Origin of the sequence: Pseudomonas sp. MG-9, from assembly GCF_018729515.1 — a bacterium.
Classification (GTDB): Bacteria; Pseudomonadota; Gammaproteobacteria; order Pseudomonadales; family Pseudomonadaceae; genus Aquipseudomonas; species Aquipseudomonas serboccidentalis.
In genome coordinates this window covers 41,806-67,950 of sequence record NZ_JAHHZH010000002.1, presented here as the reverse complement: position 1 = coordinate 67,950, position 26,145 = coordinate 41,806, and the positions used below count along the sequence as shown (strand labels likewise).

24 protein-coding genes are annotated in these 26,145 nt (G+C 61.6%); 11 read left to right on the top strand and 13 right to left on the bottom strand.

Features of this window, described 5'->3' with window-relative positions; translation table 11 throughout:
- Complete coding sequence (locus KKQ10_RS04980; RefSeq protein ID WP_127649422.1) at positions 1-1,791, top strand: KinB sensor domain-containing domain; 1,791 nt, start codon at positions 1-3, stop codon at positions 1,789-1,791.
- On the opposite strand, the gene KKQ10_RS04975 is transcribed toward KKQ10_RS04980, so the two are convergent.
- The 7 genes from KKQ10_RS04975 to KKQ10_RS04945 form a co-directional block, all read right to left on the bottom strand.
- Positions 1,788-3,401: an EAL domain-containing protein gene (locus KKQ10_RS04975; protein WP_215500760.1), complete on the bottom strand. Its 1,614-nt coding sequence runs from the start codon at positions 3,399-3,401 to the stop codon at positions 1,788-1,790. The two genes, KKQ10_RS04980 and KKQ10_RS04975, sit on opposite strands and share 4 nt — an antisense overlap.
- Before the next feature lie 76 nt (positions 3,402-3,477).
- Entirely contained in the window at positions 3,478-4,257 is a 780-nt protein-coding gene (locus tag KKQ10_RS04970) for an N-acetylmuramoyl-L-alanine amidase (protein ID WP_127649418.1), read from the bottom strand.
- A 100-nt stretch (positions 4,258-4,357) separates the two neighbouring features.
- Positions 4,358-6,445: a diguanylate cyclase gene (locus KKQ10_RS04965; RefSeq protein WP_127649416.1), complete on the bottom strand. Its 2,088-nt coding sequence runs from the start codon at positions 6,443-6,445 to the stop codon at positions 4,358-4,360.
- The gene (locus KKQ10_RS04960; RefSeq protein ID WP_215500427.1) at positions 6,442-7,320 is read right to left on the bottom strand and encodes an endonuclease/exonuclease/phosphatase family protein; all 879 of its coding nucleotides are present in this window, start codon (positions 7,318-7,320) and stop codon (positions 6,442-6,444) included. The genes KKQ10_RS04965 and KKQ10_RS04960 overlap by 4 nt, the downstream gene beginning before the upstream one ends.
- A gap of 14 nt (positions 7,321-7,334) precedes the next feature.
- Positions 7,335-7,976, bottom strand: coding sequence for a thiol:disulfide interchange protein DsbA/DsbL (locus tag KKQ10_RS04955; RefSeq protein WP_215500426.1), 642 nt, complete (start codon positions 7,974-7,976; stop codon positions 7,335-7,337).
- Between the two features lie 188 nt (positions 7,977-8,164).
- On the bottom strand, positions 8,165-8,782 hold the full coding sequence (locus tag KKQ10_RS04950; RefSeq protein ID WP_127649410.1) for a c-type cytochrome: 618 nt from the start codon (positions 8,780-8,782) through the stop codon (positions 8,165-8,167).
- Positions 8,783-8,814: 32 nt separating this feature from the next.
- Positions 8,815-9,120 (bottom strand): c-type cytochrome, encoded by a 306-nt coding sequence (locus KKQ10_RS04945; RefSeq protein WP_025112302.1) that lies wholly within the window; start codon positions 9,118-9,120, stop codon positions 8,815-8,817.
- A gap of 191 nt (positions 9,121-9,311) precedes the next feature.
- On the opposite strand from KKQ10_RS04945, the gene yihA reads away from it, so the two are divergent.
- On the top strand, positions 9,312-9,956 hold the full coding sequence (yihA, locus tag KKQ10_RS04940) for a ribosome biogenesis GTP-binding protein YihA/YsxC (RefSeq protein WP_115986479.1): 645 nt from the start codon (positions 9,312-9,314) through the stop codon (positions 9,954-9,956).
- A gap of 283 nt (positions 9,957-10,239) precedes the next feature.
- Here yihA and polA read toward each other — a convergent pair whose 3' ends face one another.
- Positions 10,240-13,044, bottom strand: a complete 2,805-nt coding sequence (polA, locus tag KKQ10_RS04935; RefSeq protein WP_127649408.1) for a DNA polymerase I — start codon at positions 13,042-13,044, stop codon at positions 10,240-10,242.
- 74 nt (positions 13,045-13,118) lie between these two features.
- Here polA and KKQ10_RS04930 point away from each other — a divergent pair, with 74 nt between their 5' ends.
- Both KKQ10_RS04930 and KKQ10_RS04925 read left to right on the top strand, forming a co-directional pair.
- Complete coding sequence (locus tag KKQ10_RS04930; protein ID WP_127649406.1) at positions 13,119-13,409, top strand: DUF2782 domain-containing protein; 291 nt, start codon at positions 13,119-13,121, stop codon at positions 13,407-13,409.
- A gap of 59 nt (positions 13,410-13,468) precedes the next feature.
- Positions 13,469-14,422: a homoserine kinase gene (locus KKQ10_RS04925; protein WP_127649404.1), complete on the top strand. Its 954-nt coding sequence runs from the start codon at positions 13,469-13,471 to the stop codon at positions 14,420-14,422.
- Between the two features lie 128 nt (positions 14,423-14,550).
- On the opposite strand, the gene KKQ10_RS04920 is transcribed toward KKQ10_RS04925, so the two are convergent.
- Positions 14,551-15,471 (bottom strand): zinc ABC transporter substrate-binding protein, encoded by a 921-nt coding sequence (locus tag KKQ10_RS04920; protein WP_127649402.1) that lies wholly within the window; start codon positions 15,469-15,471, stop codon positions 14,551-14,553.
- Positions 15,472-15,537: 66 nt separating this feature from the next.
- On the opposite strand from KKQ10_RS04920, the gene KKQ10_RS04915 reads away from it, so the two are divergent.
- The 4 genes from KKQ10_RS04915 to KKQ10_RS04900 are packed head-to-tail and all read left to right on the top strand — an operon-like array spanning position 15,538 to position 18,337.
- A complete protein-coding gene (locus KKQ10_RS04915) occupies positions 15,538-16,020 on the top strand; it encodes a Fur family transcriptional regulator (protein WP_215500425.1) in 483 nt (160 codons plus the stop codon).
- Positions 16,020-16,805: a zinc ABC transporter ATP-binding protein ZnuC gene (znuC, locus tag KKQ10_RS04910; RefSeq protein ID WP_127649398.1), complete on the top strand. Its 786-nt coding sequence runs from the start codon at positions 16,020-16,022 to the stop codon at positions 16,803-16,805. The genes KKQ10_RS04915 and znuC overlap by 1 nt, the downstream gene beginning before the upstream one ends.
- Positions 16,798-17,586 carry a zinc ABC transporter permease subunit ZnuB gene (znuB, locus tag KKQ10_RS04905; protein WP_042556960.1) on the top strand — a complete coding sequence of 263 codons (789 nt, stop codon included), beginning with the start codon at positions 16,798-16,800 and terminating at the stop codon, positions 17,584-17,586. The genes znuC and znuB overlap by 8 nt, the downstream gene beginning before the upstream one ends.
- A 37-nt stretch (positions 17,587-17,623) precedes the next feature.
- Positions 17,624-18,337: a PA5502 family lipoprotein gene (locus KKQ10_RS04900; protein WP_127649396.1), complete on the top strand. Its 714-nt coding sequence runs from the start codon at positions 17,624-17,626 to the stop codon at positions 18,335-18,337.
- 82 nt (positions 18,338-18,419) lie between these two features.
- On the opposite strand, the gene katE is transcribed toward KKQ10_RS04900, so the two are convergent.
- Positions 18,420-20,561: a catalase HPII gene (katE, locus tag KKQ10_RS04895; RefSeq protein ID WP_215500759.1), complete on the bottom strand. Its 2,142-nt coding sequence runs from the start codon at positions 20,559-20,561 to the stop codon at positions 18,420-18,422.
- A gap of 257 nt (positions 20,562-20,818) precedes the next feature.
- Here katE and KKQ10_RS04890 point away from each other — a divergent pair, with 257 nt between their 5' ends.
- The 3 genes from KKQ10_RS04890 to KKQ10_RS04880 all read left to right on the top strand — a co-directional run bounded on the left by KKQ10_RS04890 (position 20,819) and on the right by KKQ10_RS04880 (position 23,346).
- Positions 20,819-21,826 carry a methionine ABC transporter ATP-binding protein gene (locus KKQ10_RS04890; RefSeq protein ID WP_127649392.1) on the top strand — a complete coding sequence of 336 codons (1,008 nt, stop codon included), beginning with the start codon at positions 20,819-20,821 and terminating at the stop codon, positions 21,824-21,826.
- Complete coding sequence (locus tag KKQ10_RS04885; RefSeq protein WP_425518800.1) at positions 21,826-22,500, top strand: methionine ABC transporter permease; 675 nt, start codon at positions 21,826-21,828, stop codon at positions 22,498-22,500. Before KKQ10_RS04890 ends, KKQ10_RS04885 begins: the two co-directional genes overlap by 1 nt.
- Positions 22,501-22,575: 75 nt before the next feature.
- Positions 22,576-23,346, top strand: a complete 771-nt coding sequence (locus KKQ10_RS04880; RefSeq protein ID WP_215500423.1) for a MetQ/NlpA family ABC transporter substrate-binding protein — start codon at positions 22,576-22,578, stop codon at positions 23,344-23,346.
- 195 nt (positions 23,347-23,541) lie between these two features.
- Here the strand turns inward: KKQ10_RS04880 and KKQ10_RS04875 are convergent, their stop codons facing one another.
- From KKQ10_RS04875 to KKQ10_RS04865, 3 genes are read right to left on the bottom strand one after another with little or no spacing between them, the layout of a single operon-like run.
- Positions 23,542-24,177, bottom strand: coding sequence for an SCO family protein (locus KKQ10_RS04875; RefSeq protein ID WP_102355457.1), 636 nt, complete (start codon positions 24,175-24,177; stop codon positions 23,542-23,544).
- Positions 24,174-25,073 (bottom strand): heme o synthase, encoded by a 900-nt coding sequence (gene cyoE, locus KKQ10_RS04870; RefSeq protein WP_123470215.1) that lies wholly within the window; start codon positions 25,071-25,073, stop codon positions 24,174-24,176. The genes KKQ10_RS04875 and cyoE overlap by 4 nt, the downstream gene beginning before the upstream one ends.
- Positions 25,061-26,140: a COX15/CtaA family protein gene (locus KKQ10_RS04865; protein WP_215500422.1), complete on the bottom strand. Its 1,080-nt coding sequence runs from the start codon at positions 26,138-26,140 to the stop codon at positions 25,061-25,063. The genes cyoE and KKQ10_RS04865 overlap by 13 nt, the downstream gene beginning before the upstream one ends.
- Between the last annotated feature and the right edge of the window lie 5 nt (positions 26,141-26,145).

The window sequence follows — 26,145 nt, the reverse complement described above, 5'->3', positions numbered from 1 at the left end:
ATGAAACTGGCGATGAAGTTGCGGACCCGCTTGTTCCTGAGCATTTCTGCGCTGATCACGGTGGCCTTGCTCGGGCTGTTGCTCGGGCTGGTCAGCGTGATGCAGATGGCCGGGACTCAGGAAACGCTGATCCGCAATAACTTCGTCACCCTTGATCTGGGCCTCAAGCTGCGGCAGACCCTCGGCGATCAACTGATCATGATGCTCGCCGAAAAACCGGATGCCGCTGCGTTCGAAGCGTCGAAGCAGCAGTATTTGCAGCTTCTCGATCAAGGCATTGCCCAAGAAGAGGTTGGCGATGGTCGCCAATACGGCTTCAGCCAAGCCAAGGCCGATTACCAGCGTTTCCTCCAGACGTTCGAACAGGTACGTGACCCGGCCAGTGCCTTGAGTGGCACCGGCGATTTGCGTGAGCGCTTCAATACGCTGCGCAACGGTCTGATTGCCGAACACAAACATGCGCTCGACAACATCAACGCGGTACAGCATGACGCCCGAGACCGGGCGCTGCTGGTCGCTGGCCTGCTCGGGCTGGTAGGGCTGGCAGTGTTGATCATCGGCTTTGTCACGGCCCATGCGATCGCTCGGCGCTTCGGCGCGCCGATCGAGGCGCTGGCGCAAGCGGCGGACAATATCGGCCAGGGCAATTTCGAAGTGACCCTGCCGATTTCCTCGGCGATGGAAATGAACCAGCTGACCAAGCGCTTCGGGCTGATGGCCGAAGCGCTGCGCGAGCATCAGGCGACCAACGTCGACGAGCTGCTGGCCGGCCAGCAGCGTTTGCAGGCGGTGCTCGACAGCATCGACGACGGCTTGCTGATGATCGATCGCGAAGGGCATCTGGAGCACCTCAATCCGGTGGCCCAGCGGCAATTGGGTTGGGACAGCGATCGTCTCGGCCAAGGCTTGGGCACGGCGCTTGAGCGCCCGGAACTCGACGCGCAGCTGCAACTGGTGCTGCGCGGCGGCACGCTGGAGCGTGCTCCGGAAGATTTGAGCATCGAAGTCGATGGCGAATCCCGCTTGCTGACGTACAGCCTGACCCCGGTCAGCCACACGCAAGGGCATATTCTCGGTGCGGTGATGGTGCTGCACGACGTCACCGAGCAACGGGCTTTCGAGCGGGTACGCAGCGAGTTCGTGCTGCGCGCCTCCCATGAACTGCGCACACCGGTCACCGGCATGCACATGGCGTTCGGCCTGTTTCGCGAGCGGGCGAAGTTTCCACCGGATTCACGCGAGGCGGACCTGCTCGACACGGTCAACGAGGAGATGCAGCGCCTGATGCAGTTGATCAACGACTTGCTCAACTTCTCGCGCTACCAGAACGGCTTGCAGAAACTCACGCTGGCACCGTGCTCCATCGAGGACTTGCTGGAGCAGGCGCAATTGCGCTTCGCTGATTCGGCCGCGGGCAAAGGCATTGCCCTGAGCGTCGAAGTGCAGGGGCCGTTGCCGCGCCTGCAGGCTGATCAGGCGCAACTCGACCGGGTGCTCGATAACCTGATCGACAACGCCCTGCGCCATACCGCCCGCGACGGGCAGATTCGCCTGCAGGCGCGCCGACATGGCGAACGGGTGATCATCAGCGTCGAAGACAACGGCGAAGGCATTGCCTACGGTCAGCAGGGGCGGATCTTCGAACCGTTCGTGCAGGTCGGGCGCAAGAAGGGCGGCGCCGGTCTCGGGCTGGCGCTGTGCAAGGAAATCGTGCAGTTGCACGGCGGGCGGATGGGGGTCTATTCGCGGCCGGGGCAGGGCACGCAGTTCTACATGGCGCTGGCGGTCTAGGCTTCGTCGTCCAGCCGGCGCCCGGCAAGGCGCCGTCCACGGGTGATCAGTTCGATGAACTGCACCGCACTCAAGGCCTGGGCGAACAACCAGCCCTGACCGAACTTCACCCCCTCACTGCTGAGAAACACGGCTTGCGCTTCGTGCTCGATACCCTCGGCGATCACTTTAAGATCCAGTGCCTGCGCCATGTGAATGATGTGTGGCGCCACGCCGCTGCTGGCCGCGTCATGTCCGAGCGCGTCGATGAACGCCTTGTCGATCTTCAGGCAGTCCACCGGTAGCGTTTGCAAGTAGGCGAGGCTGCAATAGCCGGTGCCGAAGTCATCGATCAGCACCTGGTGGCCGACATTGCGCAGGGCTTGCAGATTCTCCCGAGCCACCACGACATCGATCAGCCCGCGTTCAGTGACCTCGAAGGCAATCTGCCGCGCCTCAACCCGGTGCAGGGTCAGCAGTTTGGCCATGACCTGGCCGATGCGCGGCACCATCACGTCGCAAGCGGCGAGGTTGACCGAGATGTACAGCTGCGGGTTGGCGCGCAGCACCGGCCCCAGTTGCTCGAGCAGCCGTTGCAGGACGAAATCGGTCATCTGCCGGATCTGTCCGGTGTTTTCCGCCAGGGGAATGAACAGATCCGGGCTGGTCAGCGTGCCGTCCGGTCGGCGCCAGCGCAGCAGGGCTTCGGCGCCCACGCAGTTGCGGTTGTCGAGGTCGAAGATCGGCTGATACAGCACCTGCAGCTCGCCACGCCGGATCGCACCCTGGAGCTCGGCATCCAGCGACTGGCGCTGGCGCACCAGCAAAAACACGCAGAACCCGGAAAACGCCCCCAGTAACAGGCAGACCGGCACCATCCACCACCAGACCGACTGAATGTGCAGGCTGCTGCGTGGGGTGATCAGCACCAATTGGTATTCCGGGTTGTTGGTGGGCATGCGGTAGATCAGCCGTGAGTGGGTGACTTGCAGGGCTTCGCGGCTTTTCGGCGGCCAGGCTTCGGTCGGTGGCCACGCCTGAGCCGAGCCGAGTACCGGAATGGCCCGCTTGCCGTGATCCAGCACCACCAGCAGGCTGCTGTCCGGCGGCAGGTCGACCATGTCCGTCAAATGCCCGCGGGATGTCGCCACACGAAAATTGCCGCGCCCAAGCATCAGCGCGGCACGGTTTTCATCGGGTTCGGTGGTGGTGTTGAGCCAATAGCTGTAAGTCGGACCTTTGATGTCCGGCGCACGAACCACCGTCAACCCTTCCTGTCGGGGCCGGTTGGAGCAGATTCGTGTGCCATCCATGTAGGCCGCTTCATAGACGAAGCGATAGTTGAAGGTGACCTGTTGCAGGGTGGCGATCATTTCGTCATCGCAACTGCGCAACGGCTGCGCCTCAAGGTCATCGAGACTTTCGCGCAGTTGCCCGAACAATTGCTCGAGACGGGCCAGAAAACGCTCGCCCTGAGCGTTCATCTCCTGGCTTTCTTTCTGTTCGATCTGGTGCATGGCGAAGAACATTGCGCCCGTGATCAACAGCGCAGCACTGAGGACAGCCGCGATCATCGCCAAAAAAACGGGGCGATAAAACCAGCTACGCAGCGTCTCTCGGGTAGCAACCATCATGGAATATCCGAAGAGTTACCAATGAGTTATAGCTGCTGATTGCGTTTTCGCCCTGACCGTCGGGCGGGCGTCATTATTTTGTCTGGTTGAGTACCAGCAACAACGCCGCCGTTTGCGCGTCCGGCGTGCCGTCGAAGCGCGAAGGGCGGAAGTGCATCTGGAAGGCCGCCAGTACGTGGCGAGTCGCTACGTCCAGCTCGCCGGTTTGCGGGGTGTCGTAACCGACGCGCGCCAGTTGCGCCTGGAACCAGCTGATGCTCGGCAGCTCGGCGTTGAACTGCGCCTGCTGACGCGCCACTGCTTGTTCATTGGGCCACACGCCCAGGCCTTCGGTGGCCAGACGCTTCCACGGGAACAGCGGGCCCGGATCGAGTTTGCGCAGCGGCGCGATGTCGCTGTGGCCGATGATATGGCGCGGGCTGATGCCCTGGCGCTTGCTGATGTCCTTGAGCAGCACGATCAGCGATTGAATCTGCGCTTCGCTGTACGGATACCACAGACGCCCGGTCGGCGTGTCCTTGAAGCCCGGGTTGACGATTTCGATGCCGATCGAGCTGGAGTTGAGCCAGGTGCGGCCCTGCCATTGGCTTTCTCCGGCGTGCCAGGCGCGCTGGTTTTCATCCATCAGTTTGTAGATGGTGCCGCTTTTGTCGTCGCCGATCAGGTAGTGGCTGCTGACTTCGCCGTGGGTCAGCAATTGCAGCGAGCGCGCCAGTGAGGCGGAGGTGTAGTGCACGATCACGAACTGAACGCGGCTGTCGTGATTGGCCGAAGGATGGCTGGTGTCGTAACGCGGGCCGCTGGCACAACCGGCCAGAACGAGTAGCGACGCGAGGAGGGCAATAAATTTCATGGCAGAAGGCAGTACACGCAAGACAATAATGCAACAGTGTAACGTACTGCCTTGCGTATCGACGGCCAACGGGCTGATTTAAACAAAATGGAACAATTGCTCAGCCCAGCTCGACCCGGTTGCGTCCAGCATTTTTTGCCCGGTACAGCGCCTGATCGGCTCTTTTGAGCACCAGATCGCTGTGTTCTCCCGCCCGGAATGACGCCAGCCCCATGGAAATGGTGATCGTCACCCGTTCACCCTTGAAGTGAAACGGGCAGGCTTCGATCGCCGCGCGCAGGGTCTCCAGCAGTTTGGCGCCCACCGCAGGCGTGGTGGCCGGCAGCAGCAGAACGAACTCCTCACCGCCAAAACGGGCAATGAAATCGGCAGCGCGCAGGCGTTTGCGCAGCACCGTGGCGATGATCTTCAACACCTTGTCGCCGGCCAGATGGCCGTAACTGTCGTTGATTCTTTTGAAGTGATCGAGGTCGAGCATCGCCAGGCTCAAGGTGTTGCCGTGCTGCTGCCACTGTTTGATCTCGTGTTCGAGCCGTTCGCTCCACGCGGCGCGGTTGGGCAGGCCGGTGAGCGGGTCGATCAGGGCTTTCTGGCGTTGTTCTTCCAGGTGTTCGCGGAAGCCCAGGGCTTCCTGCTCCATGTGCGCCACGCGCTCGGCCAGGCCCTTGAGGCGTGCCGCGACTTCCTGCTCGCGGGCGTCACGCTGTTTCTGGTGCTGGTCCATGGTGCCGAGCAGGCCTTCGAGGTGGTTCTCCAGCACTTGCTTGAGGTCATCCAGATCGGCTGCCTCCTGCACGCTGGTCTGCAAGCCGTCGACCTGTTCGCGAATCTGCGTGTCCATCGCCCGCGCCGCCGAGCTGTTGTCGGCGTGGCCCTCGCTGGCGGCCTGCAGATTGCTCTGGAACGCTTCGAGGCGTTCGTTGAGTTGCTGCAGATAGGCTTCGAACTCGTGCTGGCCGCTGTCGGTGATCGCCAGCATCAAGGTGGCAAGATCGTCGAGAATCGGCAGCAGTTCGTACCAATTCAGTCCATTTTTCAACCGATCACGCATTGCCTCGGCTTGCGGTCGGTGGCGCTCGGGCAACGTCAGGTCGTCGAGCAGCCCGATCAGCGTGTCTTCGATGTGTTTGGCCACCGAGCTATAGGACGGCTCCGGCGAGTCGGGCAGGGCGTAGAGAATGTCCTGCTCGGATTGCTCCGGATCGATGGCGGCCAGTGCCTGGGCGATGGGGCCGGGCAGAGGCAGGCTGTCAAGGAGCAGCGGGGTCGGGTTCGGACGGTCGCCGGGATGGATCAGCTCATCGGGGTTGATCGCCGTTACAGGGGCTGGCGGTGCGCTCGGGGCGGCTGTTGGCTCGGGTTTGGTTTCGGGTACCGGCAGCGTGGGGGCGGTAGCTGTGTCGTTGGCTGTCTCGACAGCAATAACCGGCGGCACGCACGTAACCACAGGCGGTTCGGCCTGTGTTTGCGCGGCTGGCGCCTCGGGATGGGTGGCTTCAGGTGTTTGCTCGACAGGGCGCGCAATGGCTGGCGCCGGCGGAATCGGCTCGACGGGCGCCAGCTGCACGGGCTCGGGTGTCGGCGCAGTGCTGGGAGATGGCGCCGGTGCTTGAGATTGATCCGCTGTCGGCGGTGCCACTGGCGTTGCCGGAGTCTCTTCGCTGTCGCGGCTGCCAAACAGGCGCTGCAGAAAGCCCGGGCGGTCCGGTTCGGCGGGTGTTTCCAGCTGGCTTAACGCCTTGCCCTGCAAGCCGCTGAGTTCGCTCAGCAGCAGCGGCATTTCCCGCGCCTGACCGACCCGGCTGTCGAGTTGCTTGGCGAATTTCTTCAGCGGCTGCGCGACTTCCCGCGGCAGCGGCAAGGCTTGCAACTGGGTGACCAGCGCGGTCAGCGCCGTGCTGACCTGATCGATTCGGGTCTCGCGGCGCTGCTCGGAGTCGAGCACGGCTTTTTCCAGGCGTGGCAACAGGGCGGCGAGGCCGGCATCCATGTCGTCGGTGCGCACCACGTCGCGCATCTCTTTCATGCACTGATCAACGGCTTTGTCGGTGCCTTCGGCCGCCAGGGTGCTGCGCACCAGGCCGCGACGCAGCAAGTCGAGCCTGGCGGCCCAGCGACGTTCGAGCTTGTCCTGTTGTTCGATGCTTTTGAGGTACTTCTCTTTCCAGCGCTGGGCGTCGTCGCTCATTCAAGGGTTCCGCGAGGGGCAGGACTCAACGCGGGCAATGCATCGGCCGTGAGCGAACCCGGCAGACGAATCTCTACCGCGACCGGCAGGTGATCGGAAATGGGTTGGGCCAGCACTTCGACCTTTTCCAGGGTCAGGGTCGGGCTGAGCAAAATATGATCAAGGCAACGCTGCGGCCGCCAGCTGGGAAACGTGGCTTCCATCTGCGGGGCCAGCAAGCCGAGATCGCGTAACGGTGACTGTTGTAGCAGATCGCTGGCATGGGTGTTCATGTCGCCCATCAATACCTGGTGCTTGTAGCCACCGATCAGGTCACGAATATAGGCCAGTTGCAGGCTGCGCACCCGTGCGCCGAGGGCCAGATGCATCATCACCACCACCAGTGCCTCCGGGCCTTCGCCGAAGCGCAGCAGGATGGCGCCGCGACCTTTCGGGCCGGGCAGCGGATGGTCTTCGATCGCCCACGGCTTCAGTCGACTGAGCACGCCATTGCTGTGCTGGGCCAGTCGGCCAAGGTTGCGATTGAGTTGTTGATACCAGTAGGGGAAAGCGCCGAGGTGCGCCAGGTGTTCGACCTGATTGACGTAGCCTGAGCGCAGGCTGCCGCCATCGGCTTCCTGCAGGGCGACCAGATCGAAGTCGCCAAGCAGGTCACCGATCTTCTGCAGATTGCCGGAGCGTCCGGTGTGCGGCAGCAGATGCTGCCAGCTACGGGTCAGGTAATGCCGATAGCGCTCGGTGCTGATGCCGACCTGAATATTGAAACTGAGCAAGCGCAGACGATGGTCTGCGGGCAGGCCCGTGGACTCCAGGTGATGCTCGTTGACCTGCGGATCATGCAGGCCAACGATGCGTTCGGTTCCCCAGCGGCGCATGGCGATTACCGCGCTTAGTTGGCAGCTGCCTTGTTGGCTGCTCGCTCTTTGGCTACCAGGTCGTCAGCCAGTTTCAGCGCTTGCTCGGCACCACCGGCGGAGCCGATATCGAAGCGGTACTTGCCGTTGACGATCATGGTTGGCACGCCCGTGATTTCATACTTCTTGGCCAGTTCACGCGCCTTGACGATCTGACCTTTGATGGCGAAAGAGTCGAAGGTGGCGAGGAACTTGTCCTTGTCCACGCCTTGGGTGGCGAGGAAGTCAGCCATGTCGTTCTTGTCAGTCAGCTTCTTGTGTTCTTTCTGAATCGCATTGAATACGGCGTTGTGAACCTTGTGCTCGACACCCATGGCTTCGAGGGTCAGGAACATCTGGCCGTGAGCGTCCCATGGGCCACCGAACATGGCTGGAATACGCACGAAGTTGACGTCGGATGGCAGTTTCTCAACCCAAGGGTTGATCACTGGCTCAAAGGCGTAGCAATGCGGGCAGCCGTACCAGAACAGCTCGACCACTTCGATCTTGCCAGGCTCTGCAACCGGTACCGGGTTGGCCAGTTCGACGTAAGGGGCGGCCGGTGCTTCGGCGGCCTGGGCGGTCACGCCGAACAGGCTGGCAGCGACGAGAGCGGCGCTGATGATCAGATTACGCATGCTTTACTCCTGGACAATTTGGGTCGCCTCGCGCGACCTGTTTTCAGACAGATCCTGGCGGGCATGAGTTCTGTAGTGTAACGGCAGCGGCCACAAAAAAGGGCGGCCAAAGCCACCCTTTTTATACTTGCTGCGACGGATTAATCGAGCGTTAACGTCGCGCGAGATCTATCGCTGCCAGCGCGGTCTTAGTGCAGACCTTGAATGTAGCTGGCGACCGCGGCGATGTCTTCGTCGCTCAGTTTGCGCGCGATGGTGCGCATGGTCATGGCGTCGCCGTCGTTGCTGCGACCGGCGGCCGGGTCTTCCTTGCGGAAGTCGGTCAGTTGTTTGGCGATGTATTGAGCGTGTTGGCCACCCAGATGCGGGAAGCCGGCGGCGGCGTTGCCGGCCCCGTTCGGCGAGTGGCAGCCGGTGCAGGCTGGCAGGCCTTTTTCCAGATTGCCGCCACGGAACAGCGCTTCACCACGGGCGACGATTTTTGGATCAGCTGCGCCGACGCTGCCTTTCTGGCTGGCGAAGTAGGCAGCGATGTCGGCCAGATCCTGATCGCTCAGGTTGGTCAGCAGGCCCGTCATTTCCAGAACGGTGCGCTTGCCCGACTTGATGTCGTGCAGTTGCTTGGTCAGGTAGCGTTCACCTTGACCGGCCAGTTTCGGGAAGTTTGGTGCCATGCTGTTCCCGTCCGGGCCATGGCAGGCTCCGCATACGGCAGCTTTTGCCTGGCCGGCGGCTGCATCACCTGCAGCATGGGCCATGCCGGAGATTCCCACGGTCAACAGCAGACTCACGATCAATTTGTTCATCAGCTAATCCAACTACGGCTAAGGGTTAAGAGTTATGGACCGGGTTTACTCTCGCTCATCCAAAGGATGATGGCCTGGTAATCCTCGGCACTGCAGTCCATGCACAAACCACGCGGCGGCATCGCCTTGAAACCCTGGGTCACGTGTTGCACCAGCGTCTCCATACCTTTCGCCAACCTCGGCGTCCAAGCTTCCTGATCGCCTCTTTCGGGCGCCATGGGTAGTTGGCCGGAATGACAGGCACCACAAACACGGTTGTACACGGCTTCCGGTTCCTGTGTAGCCTGTGCGCTGTAAAGCGGTATCAGGACTCCGGCAGCCAGCAGCCATTTCGTCATAAAACGACCTTTTCAGGGTTGAGAGCGTTCTGCGTTCTGATGCGCAATCAAGGTCTTTGGCTCTCGTGAACTTCATCCTTCGCTGGGACAAAGCACACACAAAATCTGCGGCATTATATACTGGCGTCACTGAAACGGAAGCGACACCGCGTTCCGCGCCCAATCCCGGCGCCGCCCACATCGGAAATCCCATGCAACTCAAGAATCCCATCCTCGGCCTGTGCCAACAGTCCACGTTTATGCTCAGTGCCGCCAAAGTCGATCAATGCCCTGACGACGAAGGCTTCGAAGTGGCGTTCGCCGGTCGTTCCAACGCCGGTAAATCCAGCGCGCTGAACACCCTGACTCACGCCAGCCTGGCGCGCACCTCGAAAACCCCGGGTCGCACACAGCTGTTGAACTTCTTCAAGCTAGACGATGAACGGCGTCTGGTCGACCTTCCGGGCTACGGTTATGCAAAAGTACCGATCCCGCTCAAGCAACACTGGCAGCGTCACCTTGAGGCTTACCTCGGTGGCCGGGAGAGTTTGAAGGGTTTGATTCTGATGATGGACATCCGTCATCCAATGACCGACTTCGACCTGCTGATGCTCGACTGGGCCGTTGCGGCCGGCATGCCGATGCACATTCTGCTGACCAAGGCCGACAAGCTGACCTACGGCGCAGCCAAGAACACGCTGCTGAAAGTGCAGTCGGAAATTCGCAAGGGCTGGGGTGATCTGGTGACGATCCAGTTGTTCTCCGCACCAAAACGCATGGGGCTGGAAGAGGCCTACACTGTGTTGGCAGGCTGGATGGAACTGGCTGATAAAGGCGCTGAATTGCCTGCTGAGTAAATCGCAGGCAAAAAAAGCCCCGGACTTCATATGGGGAGGGAGAAGTTCCGGGGTTTAAGGTCCGAACCGCTAGGGCGGGGTTCAGATATCTGCCAACACTTAACACAACATAGGAGCATCGAAGGGCTTCACCAGCCATTCAGTATCTCTGAGTAGTGAGTTGTCAGATTAGTTCAGATTTTTTTCAAAAAGCTTTGGAATAACGCCAAGCGCGTTTCGAAATAAGGTCATTTCGGGCGTTTGCCGCGACGATGTGTCGCGGCAAACGCCCGGGCCAGACGCCTTAGTGAGCTTCATCCCAGTTGTTGCCGACGCCGACTTCCACCAGCAGCGGCACGTCCAGTTTCGCCGCTTCGCTCATGTGCAGGCGGATTTCCTGGCTCACCTGATCGACCAGATCCTCGCGAACTTCCAGCACCAGTTCGTCGTGCACCTGCAGGATGACTTTGGCGTCCAGTCCGGACGAAGCCAGCCAGTTATCCACCGCCACCATGGCTTTCTTGATGATGTCCGCCGCGGTGCCCTGCATCGGCGCGTTGATCGCCGTGCGTTCGGCGGCGGCGCGCTCCTGCGGCTTGTTCGAATTGATTTCCGGCAGGTACAGGCGACGGCCGAAGAACGTCTCGACGTAGCCCTGATCGGCCGCCTGCTTGCGGGTGCGCTCCATGTATTCGCGCACGCCCGGGTAGCGGGCGAAATAGGTGTCGATGTAGGCCTTGGCGGTCTTGGTGTCGACGCCGATGTCCTTGCCGAGCTTTTGCGCGCCCATGCCGTAGATCAGGCCGAAGTTGATCGCCTTGGCGCCACGGCGCTGATCGGAAGTCACTTCGTCGAGCTCGACCTTGAACACTTCGGCGGCGGTCGCGGTGTGCACGTCCAGGTTGTTGCGGAAGGCGTTCATCAGGCCTTCGTCTTTGGACAGGTGGGCCATGATCCGCAGTTCGATCTGCGAGTAGTCCGCGGCCAGCAGTTTGTAGCCTTTTGGTGCCACGAAGGCTTGGCGGATGCGCCGGCCTTCAGCGGTGCGCACCGGAATGTTCTGCAGGTTCGGATCGCTGGAGGACAAGCGACCGGTGGACGCCACGGCCTGATGATACGAGGTGTGGATGCGCCCGGTGCGCGGGTTGATCTGCTCCGGCAGGCGATCGGTGTAGGTGCTCTTCAGCTTGCTCATGGAGCGGTGCTCCATCAGCACTTTCGGCAAGCGGTGATCGTCCTCGGCGAGTTTCGCCAACACTTCCTCGGCGGTCGATGGCTGGCCCTTGGCGGTTTTCTTCAGCACCGGCAGGCCGAGTTTTTCGTAGAGGATCACGCCCAATTGCTTCGGTGAGCCGAGGTTGAACTCTTCTCCGGCGATCTCGAACGCTTCGCGCTCCAGCGCGACCATCTTGTTGCCCAGTTCAATGCTCTGGATACCGAGCAGTTCAGCGTCGACGAACGCGCCCTGGCGCTCGATGCGTGCCAGCACCGGCACCAGCGGGATTTCGATATCGGTCAGCACGCTGGCCAGGCTCGGGATCGCGCTGAGCTTTTCGAACAGGGTCTGGTGCAGACGCAAGGTGATGTCGGCGTCTTCGGCGGCGTACGGCCCGGCCTGTTCCAGGGCGATCTGGTCGAAGGTCAGTTGCTTGGCGCCTTTACCGGCGATGTCCTGGAAGCTCACGGTGGTGTGGTCCAGGTACTTCTGCGCGAGGCTGTCCATGTCGTGGCGGGTGGCGGTGGAGTTGAGCACGTACGACTCAAGCATCGTGTCGAAGGCGATGCCGCGCACGTTGATGCCCTGGCTTTGATCGCCGCCGATGGCGCAGTTGGCCAGAATGTTCATGTCGAACTTGGCGTGCTGACCGACCTTGAGTTTGTTCGGGTCTTCCAGAATCGGCTTGAGCGCGCGCAGCACGGTGTCGCGATCCAGCTGCTCCGGCACGCCGATGTAGGAGTGGGTCAGCGGGATGTACGCCGCTTCGTTGGCCTGCACTGCAAATGAGAGGCCGACCAACTGTGCCTGTTGCGCGTCGATGCCGGTGGTTTCGGTGTCGAAGGCGAACAGTTTGGCGTTGTGCAGTTTTTCCAGCCAGACGTCGAAGCGCGCTTGATCGAGGATGGTTTCGTACGCGGCTTCAGCAGGCGCTGCAGGGGCTTCTGCTGCTGGCGCGCTGAACAGATCGTCGGGCGGCGTGAGCTCGGTGGCTGCGCTCAGTTCCTGGCGCTTGGCGTCGCGATCCAGATCATTCAGCCAGCTCTTGAATTCCAGCAGGGTGTAGAGCTCGTAGAGTTTGGCCGGGTCTTCCGGGCCCATGCGCAGGTCGTCGAGGCCGATGTCCAGCGGCACGTCGACCTTGATGGTCGCCAGTTGATAGGAGAGGAACGCCATCTCCTTGTGCTCTTCGAGCTTGGCCGGCAGGGTCTTGGCCCCGCGAATCGGCAGGGTCGGCACGATGTCGAGCTGCGCGTAGAGCTCGGTCAGGCCGCCGTTGACGCCCACCAGCAGGCCGGACGCAGTCTTCGGGCCGATGCCGGGAACGCCCGGGATGTTGTCGGAAGAGTCGCCCATCAGCGCCAGATAATCGATGATCTGCTCCGGAGCGACGCCGAATTTCTCCTTCACGCCCTCCACGTCCATCGAGCTACCGGACATGGTGTTGACCAAGGTAATGTGGCCGTCGACCAGTTGCGCCATGTCCTTGTCGCCGGTGGAGATGATCACCGGGCGATCCGCCGCCGCGCTGCTGCGCGCCAGGGTGCCGATCACGTCGTCAGCCTCGACGCCTTCCACGCACAGCAGCGGGAAGCCGAGGGCGATCACGCTCTGATGCAGCGGCTCGATCTGCACACGCATGTCGTCGGGCATGCTGGGACGGTTGGCCTTGTATTCGGCGTACATCTCATCGCGGAATGTCCCACCCTTGGCGTCGAAGACCACGGCGAACGGGCTGTCCGGGTACTGCTTGCGCAGACTCTTGAGCATGTTCAGCACACCTTTGACCGCGCCGGTGGGCAGGCCTTTGGAGGTGGTCAGCGGTGGCAGTGCGTGGAAAGCGCGGTACAGGTAAGACGAACCGTCCACCAGGACGAGGGGGGCTTGGCTCATGAGCAGAATCAACCTTTTCGGCGGGCCCGGCGCTAGAATAGCGGGACCGTTGACGACAAAGGGACAAGGTTATCATGCGTACGTTAAATCGCTTGCTGCTGGTCAGTTTGATTGCTGTCTCACCGCTGGCCGCGATGGCGGCGGATGATGCGCCGTCGGCGGAGCCGGAAGTTACCATCCGTACCGAGGGTGACCAAACCATCCAGGAGTACCGTCAGAACGGTTTCCTGTATGCGATCAAGGTCACCAAGAAAGGATTCCCGCCCTATTTTCTGGTGCGTGCGGACGGTACCGATGCAAACTTCATCCGTTCTGATCAGCCGGATATGTTGATTCCGGCATGGAAGATTTTCGAATGGAAGTAGTCTCTTAAATTAATCGGCGCCGCTGTGCTGGCGGCGCCCGAACTGAGCAGTTTTTAACCATGTCTGTGTTCACCCCCCTGGCTCGGCCCGAGCTGGAAACCTTTCTCGCCCCTTACGGGCTTGGCCGTCTGCTCGATTTCCAGGGGATCGCCGCCGGCAGCGAAAACACCAATTTCTTTATCAGTCTGGAGCAGGGCGAGTTCGTTCTGACCCTGGTCGAGCGCGGCCCGGTGCAGGAGATGCCGTTCTTCATCGACCTGCTCGACGTGCTGCACGAGGCCGATCTGCCGGTGCCTTACGCACTGCGCACCACCGACGGCGTGGCGCTGCGTGAGCTGAAGGGCAAACCGGCGCTGCTGCAGCCGCGTCTGTCGGGCAAACACATTAAGGTCGCCAACGCCCAGCATTGCGCGCAGGTTGGCGAGTTGCAGGCGCATCTGCACCTGGCGACTCAGGGCGAGCGCATGATCAAGCGCAAGACCGATCGCGGCCTGGACTGGATGCAGGAGGAGGGCACCGAGTTTCTCTCGCACCTGAGCGACGAGCCGCGTGCCTTGTTGCAAAAGGCCCTCGATGAAATCACCGAGCGCAAAGAGAAGATTCTCGCGCTGCCTCGGGCGAACATTCATGCCGACCTGTTTCGCGATAACGCGATGTTCGAAGGCACTCACCTGACCGGGCTGATCGACTTCTACAACGCCTGTTCGGGGCCGATGCTGTACGACGTGGCGATTGCCTTGAATGACTGGTGTTCGGACGATGATGGCCTGATCGACGGCCCACGAGCGCGGGCGTTCCTTGGCGCTTATGCGGCGCTGCGACCATTCACGGCGGCGGAAGCTGAGTTGTGGCCGACGATGCTGCGCGTGGCGTGTGTGCGGTTCTGGCTGTCGCGGTTGATCGCGGCGGAGCAGTTTGCCGGGCAGGACGTGTTGATTCACGATCCGAAGGAATTCGAGCAGCGGCTGGCGCAGCGGCAGCAGGTGCATACACCTCTACCGTTCGCCCTCTAAATTTGTGGCGAGGGGGCTTGCCACCGTTGGAGTGCGGAGCGCTCCCCCAAGGATTCAGGATTGAAAATCTTTGGGGGCTGCTGCGCAGCCCAACGGGGGCAAGCCCCCTCGCCACAGGATTTTGCGGGTTACAGAGATTCCAGGCATCCCGCCAGATCATTGCCGAGCTTTTCCAGCACCTGCTCATAGCCCTGAGCCGTCGCCGGGGTGTACCCGCCCAACGCATCCAGTTCCGCCAGCTTCACCGGTAGCCCAGCCACCAGCGTCTCCGCCAGGCGCGGGCGCAACGGCGGTTCGCTGAACACACAGGTCTTGCCCACTTCCTGCAGGCGTTTGCGCATTGCCGCGACATGCTGCGCGCCCGGCTGCACTTCGGCGGCCACGCTGAACACACCAGCGTGCTTCAGGCCGTAAGCCTCCTCGAAGTAATCGAAGGCCTCGTGGAACACGAAGTACGGCTTGCCTTCAATACCGGCCAGACGCTTCTTCAAACGTGCATCCAGTGCATCGAGGCGTCCATCGAACGCCTTGGCGTTGCTCTGATAGCGCTCGGCGTTGGCCGGATCAGCAGCGCTGAGGTCCGCGGCCATTTTGTCGGCAATTACCCGCGCGTTGACCGGCGATAGCCACAAATGCGCATCCAGGGTACCCGGGCGGTGATCGTGATCATGCTCGTCGGCCTCTTCGGCGTGGGAGTGGCTGTCTTCGGCAAAGCGGCGCAGCTTCATGCCTGGTAGATCCTGCACGGCGACGCTCGGCAGGGTCCGACCGTTCAGCACGCGAGGCAGGAAACCTTCCATGTCCGGGCCGATCCAGTACAGCAGGTCCACCGATTGCACTTTGCGCACGTCGGACGGGCGCAACGCGTAGTTATGCGGCGAAGCGCCCGGCGGCAATAGCACTTCGGGAATGGCCACGCCGTCCTGCACTGCGGTGGCGATCAACTGCAACGGTTTGATGCTGGTGAGGACCTTGACCTCGGCCTGAGCCGAACCGATCAGCAGAAAACTGGCGACAAACGCCACAAAAACAGAAAAAAGTCGGGACACGATGACCACTCAAGGAGGCGAGAACGGGTAACATAATAACGTCTCTATCAAAACTCGTCGCCGCCCATGCCTATTACACCGATTGCCAGCCGTCCCCACGACCACTCTCATTGCGTGCACAGCGCACTGACCGAGGCCGATGCCTTGTGCTCCCAGAAAGGCCTGCGCCTGACTGCGTTGCGCCGGCGGGTGCTGGAACTGGTGTGGCAGAGCCACAAGCCGCTGGGCGCCTACGACATTCTCGCGGTACTCAGCGAGCAGGACGGCCGCCGCGCTGCGCCGCCGACCGTGTACCGCGCACTGGATTTTCTCCTGGAAAACGGCCTGGTACACCGCATCTCTTCGCTCAACGCCTTTGTCGGATGCGTGCATCCCGAGCATGCGCATCAGGGCCAGTTCCTGATCTGCCGCGACTGCCACGCCGCCATCGAGCTGGAACAGAAAGCCATCAGCGACGCGATTATCCAAAGCGCCAAAGACGTTGGTTTCATCGTCGAAGCGCAGACCGTCGAAGTGGTCGGCCTGTGCGCCGGTTGCCAGGGGGCTTGATGAGCAACCCGTTGATCCGTCTCCAGCACGTCGCTGTCACCTTTGCCGGGCAGGCCGTGCTGGACAACATCGAGCTGAGTGTCGAGCCGGGGCAGATCGTCACCCTGATCGGCCCCAACGGCGCCGGCAAGACCACTCTGGTGCGCGCCGTGCTCGGGCTGTTGAAGCCGGACAGCGGCAGCGTCTGGCGCAAGCCGAAGCTGCGCGTCGGCTACATGCCGCAAAAACTGCATGTCGATCCGACCTTGCCGCTGTCGGTGCTGCGCTTCCTGCGTCTGGTGCCCGGTGTAGACCGCCCGCGTGCATTGGCGGCGCTCAAGGAAGTCGGTGCCGAACACGTCATCGACAGCCCGGTGCAAAGCGTTTCCGGGGGTGAGATGCAGCGTGTGCTGCTGGCCCGGGCGCTGCTGCGCGAGCCGGAGCTGTTGGTGCTGGATGAGCCGGTGCAAGGCGTCGATGTCGCCGGGCAAGCCGAGCTGTACAGCCTGATCACCCGCCTGCGCGACCGTCACGGCTGCGGCGTGTTGATGGTGTCCCACGATTTGCACTTGGTGATGAGCACCACCGATCAGGTGGTGTGCCTGAACCGTCACGTCTGTTGCTCCGGGCATCCCGAGCAGGTCAGCGGCGACCCGGCGTTCGTCGAGCTGTTCGGCAAGAACGCGCCGAGCCTGGCGATCTATCACCACCATCACGACCACGCCCACGATCTGCACGGTTCGGTGGTCAAGGCGCCCGGTGCGGGCCACACCCACGTTCACGGAGACCACTGCAAGCATGGCTGATTTTCTGTTGTATGCCCTGCTTGCAGGTCTGGCCCTGGCGGTGGTCGCCGGGCCTTTGGGCTCATTTGTGGTCTGGCGGCGCATGGCCTATTTCGGTGACACCCTGTCCCACGCCGCGCTGCTTGGCGTGGCGCTGGGCTTTCTGCTGGATGTCAGCCCGACCGTTGCGGTGACGGTCGGCTGCTTGCTGCTGGCAGTACTGCTGGTGACGTTGCAACAGCGTCAACCGCTGGCGTCCGATACGTTGTTGGGAATTCTCGCACCGAGCACGCTCTCTCTCGGGCTGGTGGTACTAAGCTTCATGCATGAAGTGCGGATTGACCTGATGGCCTATCTGTTCGGCGACCTGCTGGCGATCAGCCCGACCGATCTGGCGTGGATCCTCGGCGGCAGCGCGGCGGTGCTGGTGTTGCTGGTGACGCTGTGGCGACCGCTGCTGGCGATCACCGTGCATGAAGAGCTGGCCAGGGTCGAAGGCCTGCCAGTGGCGGGTCTGCGCATGGCGCTGATGCTGTTGATCGCGGTGGTGATCGCGGTGGCGATGAAAATCGTCGGTGTGTTGCTGATTACCTCGCTGTTGATCATCCCGGCGGCTGCGGCACAGCGTCACGCCCGCTCGCCGGAGCAGATGGCCCTGGGCGCGAGCCTGCTGGGCATGCTCGCCGTGTGTGGCGGGTTGGCGCTGTCATGGTTCAAGGACACCCCGGCGGGGCCGTCTATCGTTGTGACGGCGGCCGCACTGTTTCTGCTGAGTTTTGTTCTGCCCCGTCGAGGGGTGTAGACTTGCTCGCTTTTTGCGCAATTAGAGAGTCGCAGGAATGAAGCCGTTCGCCTCCCGTTATCTGCTCCTTGTCGCATTTTCCGTGCTGCTGGGCGCCTGCCAAAGCACGCCGCCGGTGGCCGAAGTCCCCGACGCGCGGGCCACGGCCATCGCACAGCTGGAGCAAAGCCTGGCCAGTAGCGAACTGGCCACCGCTGAAGACCAATTGGCCGCCTTGCAGGCACAGAACCCCAACGATCATTCCCTTGAGCAATACCAGCGCCAGTTGGCCGAAGCCTATCTGCGCCGCAGTCAGATCGTGTTGCAAAAAGGTGATGTGAACGCCGCAGCCACCGCGCTGAGCCGTGCCCGCGCCCTGATGCCCAAAGCCCCGGCGCTGACCGGTGGGGTCAACGGCGCCATCACTGAAGCCCGTAAAGCCGAGCTGGAAAAAGCCGAAGCGGCGCTGCTGGCGGCCGAAGCCAGACCGAAAGCCAAGGTGATCGATCCGACCGCCGAGAGCACCACTATTGCGCTGAACATCAACGATAGCCGCAAACTTCGCCGGCAACTGGATGCGATCGCCGCCGATGTAGTGAATTACGAGTGTGCCGTCAGCATTCAGGCACCGCGCACCCACGATTATCCTTGGCTGGCGACGTTGCTGACCAAGCGGGTGAAGAAACTCAATCCGGATTTCGACCTGCAGATCGAAAAGCAGATCCTGCGCACGGTGCCGGCGCAGATGGTCTTGAGCCCTCGTAAACCGTAAAAAAGATCGCAGCCTGCGGCAGCTTTTACATGGGATTGAGGTACACCCTGCAGGAGCTGCCGAAGGCTGCGATCTTTTGCTTTTAGGCCGGAATGGCTTTCGCCTTAGGCTCCCGCGCCCAGACCCGATGCTGTCCGATCGCCGCAAAGAACGGTTTGCTCAACGCCGGCACCTCCTTGCCCTGCAGCAACCCCGCATCCGCCTCCAGCTTCAGCAGATCCTGCAACTGCTTGGCCTCGCCGTGCAGCGCAATCGCCTTCAGGTGCTTGTACGCCTCCAGCAAGTAATGCAACGCGACGCCATCGCCGCTCAACGCCTTGATCGACGCAGCGCCACCCGGCACGAACACCGCATCGAAGATCACCGAAGGCATGCCTTCCATCGACGCATCCACCGCCAGGCTTTTGCCGTCGGACGTCTTTACGGGCGCTGATGTCGGGCCCAGCAATTTGGCGTGCGCACCTTCAGCGGCGAGAGCCTTCTTCATCGCATCAATCGCCGCACCATCAACGCCGTTGGCGGCAAGAATCGCCACTTTGCGGGTTTTGATGCTTTCCGGCAGCAGATTGGCCTGACTCAGCGCCGGCGAATGATCGAACGAGGTTTTGCGCACTTGGACCGTGCCTTTGCTCGGCGCCGGCAGGCCCAGATTGGCCGCGACACGCTTGGCCAGTTCCAGGTCGATGTTGGCGAGAATCTCGTTCACTTCCCGCGCGCGAATGAACTCACGTTCAACCTTGCCCAGCTCGAAGCTGTAGGCAGCGATGATGTGCTCCTTCTCGTGCGGGCTCATGCTGTTGAAGAACAGTCGCGCCTGGGAGAAGTGGTCGCTGAACGATTCGCTGCGCTGGCGGATCTTGTTCGCATCGATGCGTTCCGGGTAACTCTCGAAGCCGCCGTCCTGCGCCGCTGGCGGGGTTTCCTTCGGCCAGCCGCCATCGATCGAATTCGGCTCGTAGGACGCGCGACCCTTGTCGATCACCGTGCGGTGCTGCGCGTCGCGCTGACCGTTGTGGAACGGCGCCACCGGGCGGTTGATCGGCAGTTCATGAAAATTCGGCCCGCCGAGTCGGCTGATTTGCGTGTCGGTGTAGGAAAACAGCCGACCTTGCAGCAGCGGATCGTTGGAGAAGTCGATGCCGGGCACGATATGGCCGGGGCAAAACGCGACCTGCTCGGTCTCGGCGAAGAAGTTGTCCGGGTTACGGTTGAGGGTCATCTTGCCCAGCGGGGTGATCGGCACGATTTCTTCGGGGATCAGTTTGGTCGGGTCGAGGATGTCGAAATCGAAGTCGTGTTCGTTTTCTTCCTCGATGATCTGCACACCCAGCTCCCATTCCGGATAGTCGCCCATCTCGATGGCTTCCCAGAGGTCGCGACGGTGATAGTCGGTGTCTTTACCGGCGAGCTTCTGCGCCTCGTCCCACACCAGCGAGCAGGTGCCGGCGGTCGGGCGCCAGTGGAATTTGACGAAGCGTGATTTGCCCTCGGCGTTGATCAGGCGGAAGGTGTGCACACCAAAGCCCTGCATGCTGCGCAGGCTTTTCGGGATCGCCCGGTCGGACATTGCCCAGATCACCATGTGCGCCGATTCCGGCACCAGCGAAACAAAATCCCAGAACGTGTCGTGGGCCGAGCCGCCGGTCGGGATTTCGTTGTGCGGCTCGGGCTTCACCGCGTGGACGAAGTCGGGAAACTTGATCGCGTCCTGAATGAAGAACACCGGCATGTTGTTGCCGACCAGATCGAAGTTGCCTTCGTCGGTGAAGAACTTCACGGCAAAACCCCGCACGTCACGCACGGTATCGCCGGATCCGCGTGGCCCCTGCACCGTGGAAAAACGCACGAACACCGGGGTCTTTTTTCCCGGATCCTGCAGGAAACCGGCCTTGGTCAGCGTCGAATGGTTCTCGTAGGCCTGGAAGAAACCATGGGCGCCGGTGCCGCGTGCGTGGACGATGCGCTCGGGAATGCGCTCGTGGTCAAAGTGCGTGATCTTTTCACGCATGATGAAGTCTTCCAGCAGCGATGGTCCACGCGGGCCAGCCTTGAGGGTGTTCTGGTTGTCGGCGACCTTCACCCCCTGATTGGTGCGCAGGGCCTGGCCGGTGGCGTCGGAGCGAAATTTCTCCAGGCTGTCGAGTTTGGCGTTGGTGTTGGCGCGATCCTGGGTATCGGTGCCGGCCAGTTGGCTTTTATCGGACGTAGGCTTCTTGCTCATCAGTCGTAAACTCCTCGGTTGACCCCGATACGGGCGGGGACTCTTGAGTGGTTCCCGGGCACGGCACCCGGGGTTTCAAGTCGCTTACTTAATGACTGACGAGGGTTTTGGGCGTTCCTTTTTTATGACCTTTGATCTTGTTATTGCCAAATCGAAGGTTAATTGCGAAATAAATGCTAAGAACCTCTATACGGACAGGCTAAAATGCGCGCCCGGCTAACCGCTGATCCTTTTCTAACGCGCCCCACAAGGTTCGCTACGTGATCGAGTTTCAAAACGTCCACAAAACTTACCGCGTCGCCGGTAAGGACATTCCCGCCCTGCACCCGACCAGTCTTTCGATTGAAAACGGTCAGGTATTCGGCCTGATCGGCCATTCCGGTGCGGGAAAAAGTACCCTGCTGCGTCTGATCAATCGCCTGGAAGATTCCAGCGGCGGCAAGATCATCGTCGACGGCGAAGAAGTCACCGCGCTGGACGCCAACGGCCTGCGCCGTTTCCGCCAGCAAGTCGGGATGATCTTCCAGCACTTCAACCTGCTCGCTTCCAAGACCGTGGCCGACAACGTCGCGCTGCCGCTGACCCTGGCCGGCGAGCTGTCGACCAACGAGATCAATCAGCGCGTCGCCGAGTTGCTGGCGCGGGTCGGTCTGTCCGATCACGCCAAAAAGTACCCGGCACAATTGTCCGGTGGCCAGAAGCAGCGCGTCGGTATTGCCCGCGCCCTGGCGACCAAGCCGAAGATTCTGCTGTGCGACGAGGCCACCAGCGCCCTCGACCCGCAGACCACCGCATCGGTTCTGCAACTGCTGGCCGAGATCAACCGCGAACTGAAACTGACCATTGTCCTGATCACTCACGAGATGGATGTGATCCGTCGCGTCTGCGATCAGGTGGCGGTAATGGACGCTGGCGTGATCGTCGAGCAAGGTTCGGTGGCCGATGTGTTCCTGCATCCGAAGCACCCGACCACCAAGCGTTTCGTCCAGGAAAGCGAGCAGATCGACGAAAGCGAACAGCGTGATGACTTCGCTCACGTGCCGGGCCGCATCGTGCGCCTGACCTTCCAGGGTGAAGCGACCTACGCGCCGTTGCTCGGTACCGTCGCCCGGGAAACCGGGGTCGACTACAGCATCCTCGCCGGTCGCATTGACCGCATCAAAGACATTCCTTACGGGCAACTGACCCTCGCCGTCACCGGTGGCGACATGGAAGCGGCCTTCGCCCGCTTCACCGCCGCTGACGTTCACATGGAGGTGCTGCGTTAATGGAAGCCCTGATGAATTTCTTCACCAATATCGACTGGTACGAAATCTGGCTGGCCACCGGCGACACGATGCTGATGCTCGGCGGTTCGCTGTTGTTCACCGTGCTGCTCGGCCTGCCGCTGGGTGTGCTGCTGTTTCTCTGCAGCCCGCGTCAGCTCCTGGAAAACCGTGGCCTCTACGCATTCATGTCGCTGGCGGTGAACATCCTGCGTTCGCTGCCGTTCATTATTCTGTTGATCGTGATGATCCCGTTCACCGTGCTGATCACCGGCACCTCGCTGGGCGTGGCCGGGGCGATTCCGCCGTTGGTAGTGGGGGCGACCCCGTTCTTCGCGCGTCTGGTGGAAACCGCACTGCGTGAAGTCGATCGCGGCATCATCGAAGCGACCCAGTCGATGGGCGCGACCACCCGGCAGATCATCATGAACGCCTTGCTGCCGGAAGCCCGTCCGGGCATTTTCGCGGCGATTACGGTGACGGCGATTACACTGGTGTCCTACACGGCGATGGCCGGTGTGGTCGGCGCGGGTGGTCTGGGTGACCTGGCGATCCGTTTCGGCTACCAGCGCTTCCAGACTGACGTGATGATCGTCACCGTGGTGTTGTTGCTGATTCTGGTGCAAGTGCTGCAAATGGTGGGCGACCGACTGGTCGTGCATTTCTCGCGCAAATAACCGGTTTTGTATTCAAGAATGAGCCGGCCATTCGCTGGCAGGCGCCAGACGGGCGCCTCAAAAGGAGTTAGCTGAATGAAAAAACTGATCGCTGCTTTCGCTGCCGTAGCCGCTTTTTCGGCCCAGGCTGAAACCCTGACCGTTGCCGCCTCCCCGGTGCCGCACGCGGAAATCCTCGAATTCGTGAAGCCGGCACTGGCCAAGGAAGGCGTGGATCTGAAGGTCAAGGTGTTCACCGACTACGTTCAGCCAAACGTACAGGTTGCCGAAAAGCGTCTGGACGCCAACTTCTTCCAGCACCAGCCGTACCTTGATGAGTTCAACAAGGCCAAAAGCACCAATCTGGTGGCCGTGACCGGTGTGCACCTGGAGCCGCTGGGCGCCTACTCGAGCAAGCTCAAGGATCTGAAGGACCTGCCAAGCGGCGCCAACGTGGTGATTCCGAACGACGCCACCAACGGCGGCCGTGCGCTGTTGCTGCTGGACAAGGCGGGCGTGATCAAGCTGAAGGATTCGAAGAACATTCTGTCGACCGTCAAAGACATCGCCGAGAACCCGAAAGACCTGAAGATCCGTGAACTGGAAGCCGCGACCATCCCGCGCGTGCTGACCCAGGTCGATCTGGCGCTGATCAACACCAACTACGCGCTGGAAGCCAAGCTCGATCCGTCCAAGGATGCGCTGGTGATCGAAGGCAACGACTCGCCGTACGTGAACATCCTGGTGTCCCGTGCGGACAACAAGGACAGCGACGCGATGAAGAAACTGGCTGCTGCCCTGCACAGCCCGGAAGTGAAGCAGTTCATCACTGACAAGTACAAAGGCGCGGTACTGCCGGCGTTCTGATACCGGACGGGACAGGCGCAATAAAAAAGGCGATCCCTCGGGATCGCCTTTTTTTGTGCGGCAAATTCCCCTGTAGGAGCTGTCGAGTGAAACGAGGCTGCGATCTTTTGATCTTGCTTTTGAAGATCACGAGCAAAAGATCGCAGCCTTCGGCAGCTCCTACAGAGGAATGCATACCCCCCTGTAGGAGCTGACTTATTTGCGGTTAAGCATCACCGGCAGTTGTGCGACCAGTTTGGCATTGTTCAACGGCGCACGGATAAAGCCACGCTGCGTCCCGTCCGGCCCGATCACCGCCAGATTGCCGCTATGGTCGACGGTGTAATTCGGTTTGCTGGTGTCGGCCGGAATGAACGGGATGCTCACCGCATTAGCGACCTTCTGCAGCTCTTCGATCGACTTCGGCGTCAGGCCGATGAACTGCGGATCGAAGTAGCCCAGGTACTGCTTCAACTGCTGCGGGTTATCGCGGTTGGGGTCGACGCTGACCAGTACGATCTGCAACTTGTCCACAGCGTCTTTGGGCAACTCGCTCTTGATCTGGCGCAGTTGGGCGAGGGTGGTCGGGCAGATGTCCGGGCAGAAGGTGTAGCCGAAGAACAGCAGGCTCCACTTGCCTTTCAACTCGTCGATGGCCACCGGTTGACCATCCTGATTGGTCATCGTCACGCCCGGCAGGGTGCGGCTCTGCGGCAGCAGGATGATGCCGGCGTCGATCAGCGCGGTGGGGTCGCCCTGGCCCTTGCCACTCAGCACTTTATTGACGGTAAGTCCCAGGATCAGCGCGATCACGGCGACGAGGATGAAGACGGTTTTCTGGGTTCGAGTCATAGGTTCAACAGTAAGTAGTGGTCTACGAGCAGGGCGATGAACAACAGGAACAAGTAATAAATAGAGTACTTGAAGGTGTTGATCGCCGCGTGCGGCCGAGTGCCACGGTACAGCACCACGGCCCATTGCAGAAACCTTGCGCCCAGCGCGAGGGCGCAGAGCAGATACAGCACGCCGCTCATGTGGATCACGTACGGCAGCAGACTGACCGCCAGCAGGGCGAAGGTGTACAGCAGAATGTGCACCTTGGTGTAGTGCTCACCGTGGGTGACCGGCAGCATCGGGATGTCGGCCTTGGCGTATTCCTCCTTGCGATGGATCGCCAGCGCCCAGAAGTGCGGCGGGGTCCAGGCGAAGATGATCAGCACCAGCAGCAATGGCTCGGCGCTGACATGGCCGGTGGCGGCGGTCCAGCCGAGCAGTGGGGGTGCCGCGCCGGCGAGACCGCCGATGACGATGTTCTGTGGCGTCGCACGCTTGAGGAAACCGGTATAGATCACCGCGTAGCCGAGCAGGGAGGCGAGGGTCAGCCAGGCGGTCAGCGGATTGGTAAAAGTCAGCAGCAAGGCCTGGCCGAGCAGCGCCAATACCAGCGCAAAGGTCAGAGCCGCGGCAGGCGACACCCGACCTTCAGCCAATGGCCGTTTGTGAGTGCGCGCCATCACCGCATCGATGCGGCGGTCGACCACATGGTTGACCGCCGCCGCACCGCCGGCACACAGCGCAATACCCAAATTACCGAACACCAGCACTGTCCACGGCACCCCGGCGCGGGTCGCGAGGAACATGCCGACCAGCGAGGTGATGAGCATCAGCACCACCACTTTCGGCTTGGTCAGCTCCAGATAGTCACGCCACAGCGCTTGCGCGGGACGTTCGCCGATCAGAAGCGCCATGGCGTTTCTCCTTTTATTGTTATGGGCGCGGCCACGGGTTTACGCGGACTCAGGCGCCAGCGTGCGAGCACCGGCTGTTTGACCCGAACCAGACTGGTCCGCGCGTGGTAATTGACCAGCACCATGGTCAGCAGCAGCGCGGCGCCGCCGGCGTTGTGCGCTACCGCCACCGGCAACGGCAGATGCAACAGCACGTTGCTGATGCCGAGGGTGATTTGTGCGCCGAGGGCGACCAGCACCAGCCCGGCGAGCCGGGTCATGCCGACAGCCCTGAGTTGCCAGGCCAGCCCCAGCAGCACCAACGTCACCAGCAGCGCGCCGATGCGGTGAGTCAGGTGAATCGCTGTGCGCGCATCGCTGTCGAGCTGGCCGCCGAGGTAATTCGGGCCGATGTGCTGGGTCAGGTGAAAGCCGTTGGCAAAATCAGCGGGCGGCAGCCATTGGCCGTGGCAGGTCGGGAAGTCGATGCAGGCCACCGCCGCGTAGTTGGAACTGACCCAGCCACCCAGGGCGATCTGGCCGATCACCAGCAACAGTCCGGCAGTCGCCCAATACTGCAAGCGCTTGGGCACCATGAGCGCCGGTAGCACGCCGGACAATCTCAAGGTCAGCAGGAACAGCAGGCTCAATGTCGCAAAGCCGCCGAGCAAATGCCCGGTGACCACTTGCGGCCAGAGCTTGAGCGTCACCGTCCACATGCCGAACGCCGCTTGCGCAAACACCACCGCCAGGAGAAACAGTGGCAGCTTCAACGGTTGCCCCGGATGACGCCGGTTGACCCACGCACGCCCGGCCAGAATCGAAATCAGCAGGCCGAGGGTCCCGGCGAAGTAGCGGTGAATCATCTCGTTCCAGCCCTTGTGCGCCACCACCGGCGAGTCGGGGTAATGCAGTTCGGCATGGGCCAGTTGGGCTTCGCTGTTCGGCACGCTGATAAAGCCGTAGCAGCCCGGCCAGTCCGGACAGCCGAGGCCGGCGTGAGTCAGGCGGGTGTAGGCGCCGAGCAGCACGACGATCAGTGCCAGCAGGGTGGCAAACAGCGCGAGGCGAAATCCAGGTTTGGCCATGACGA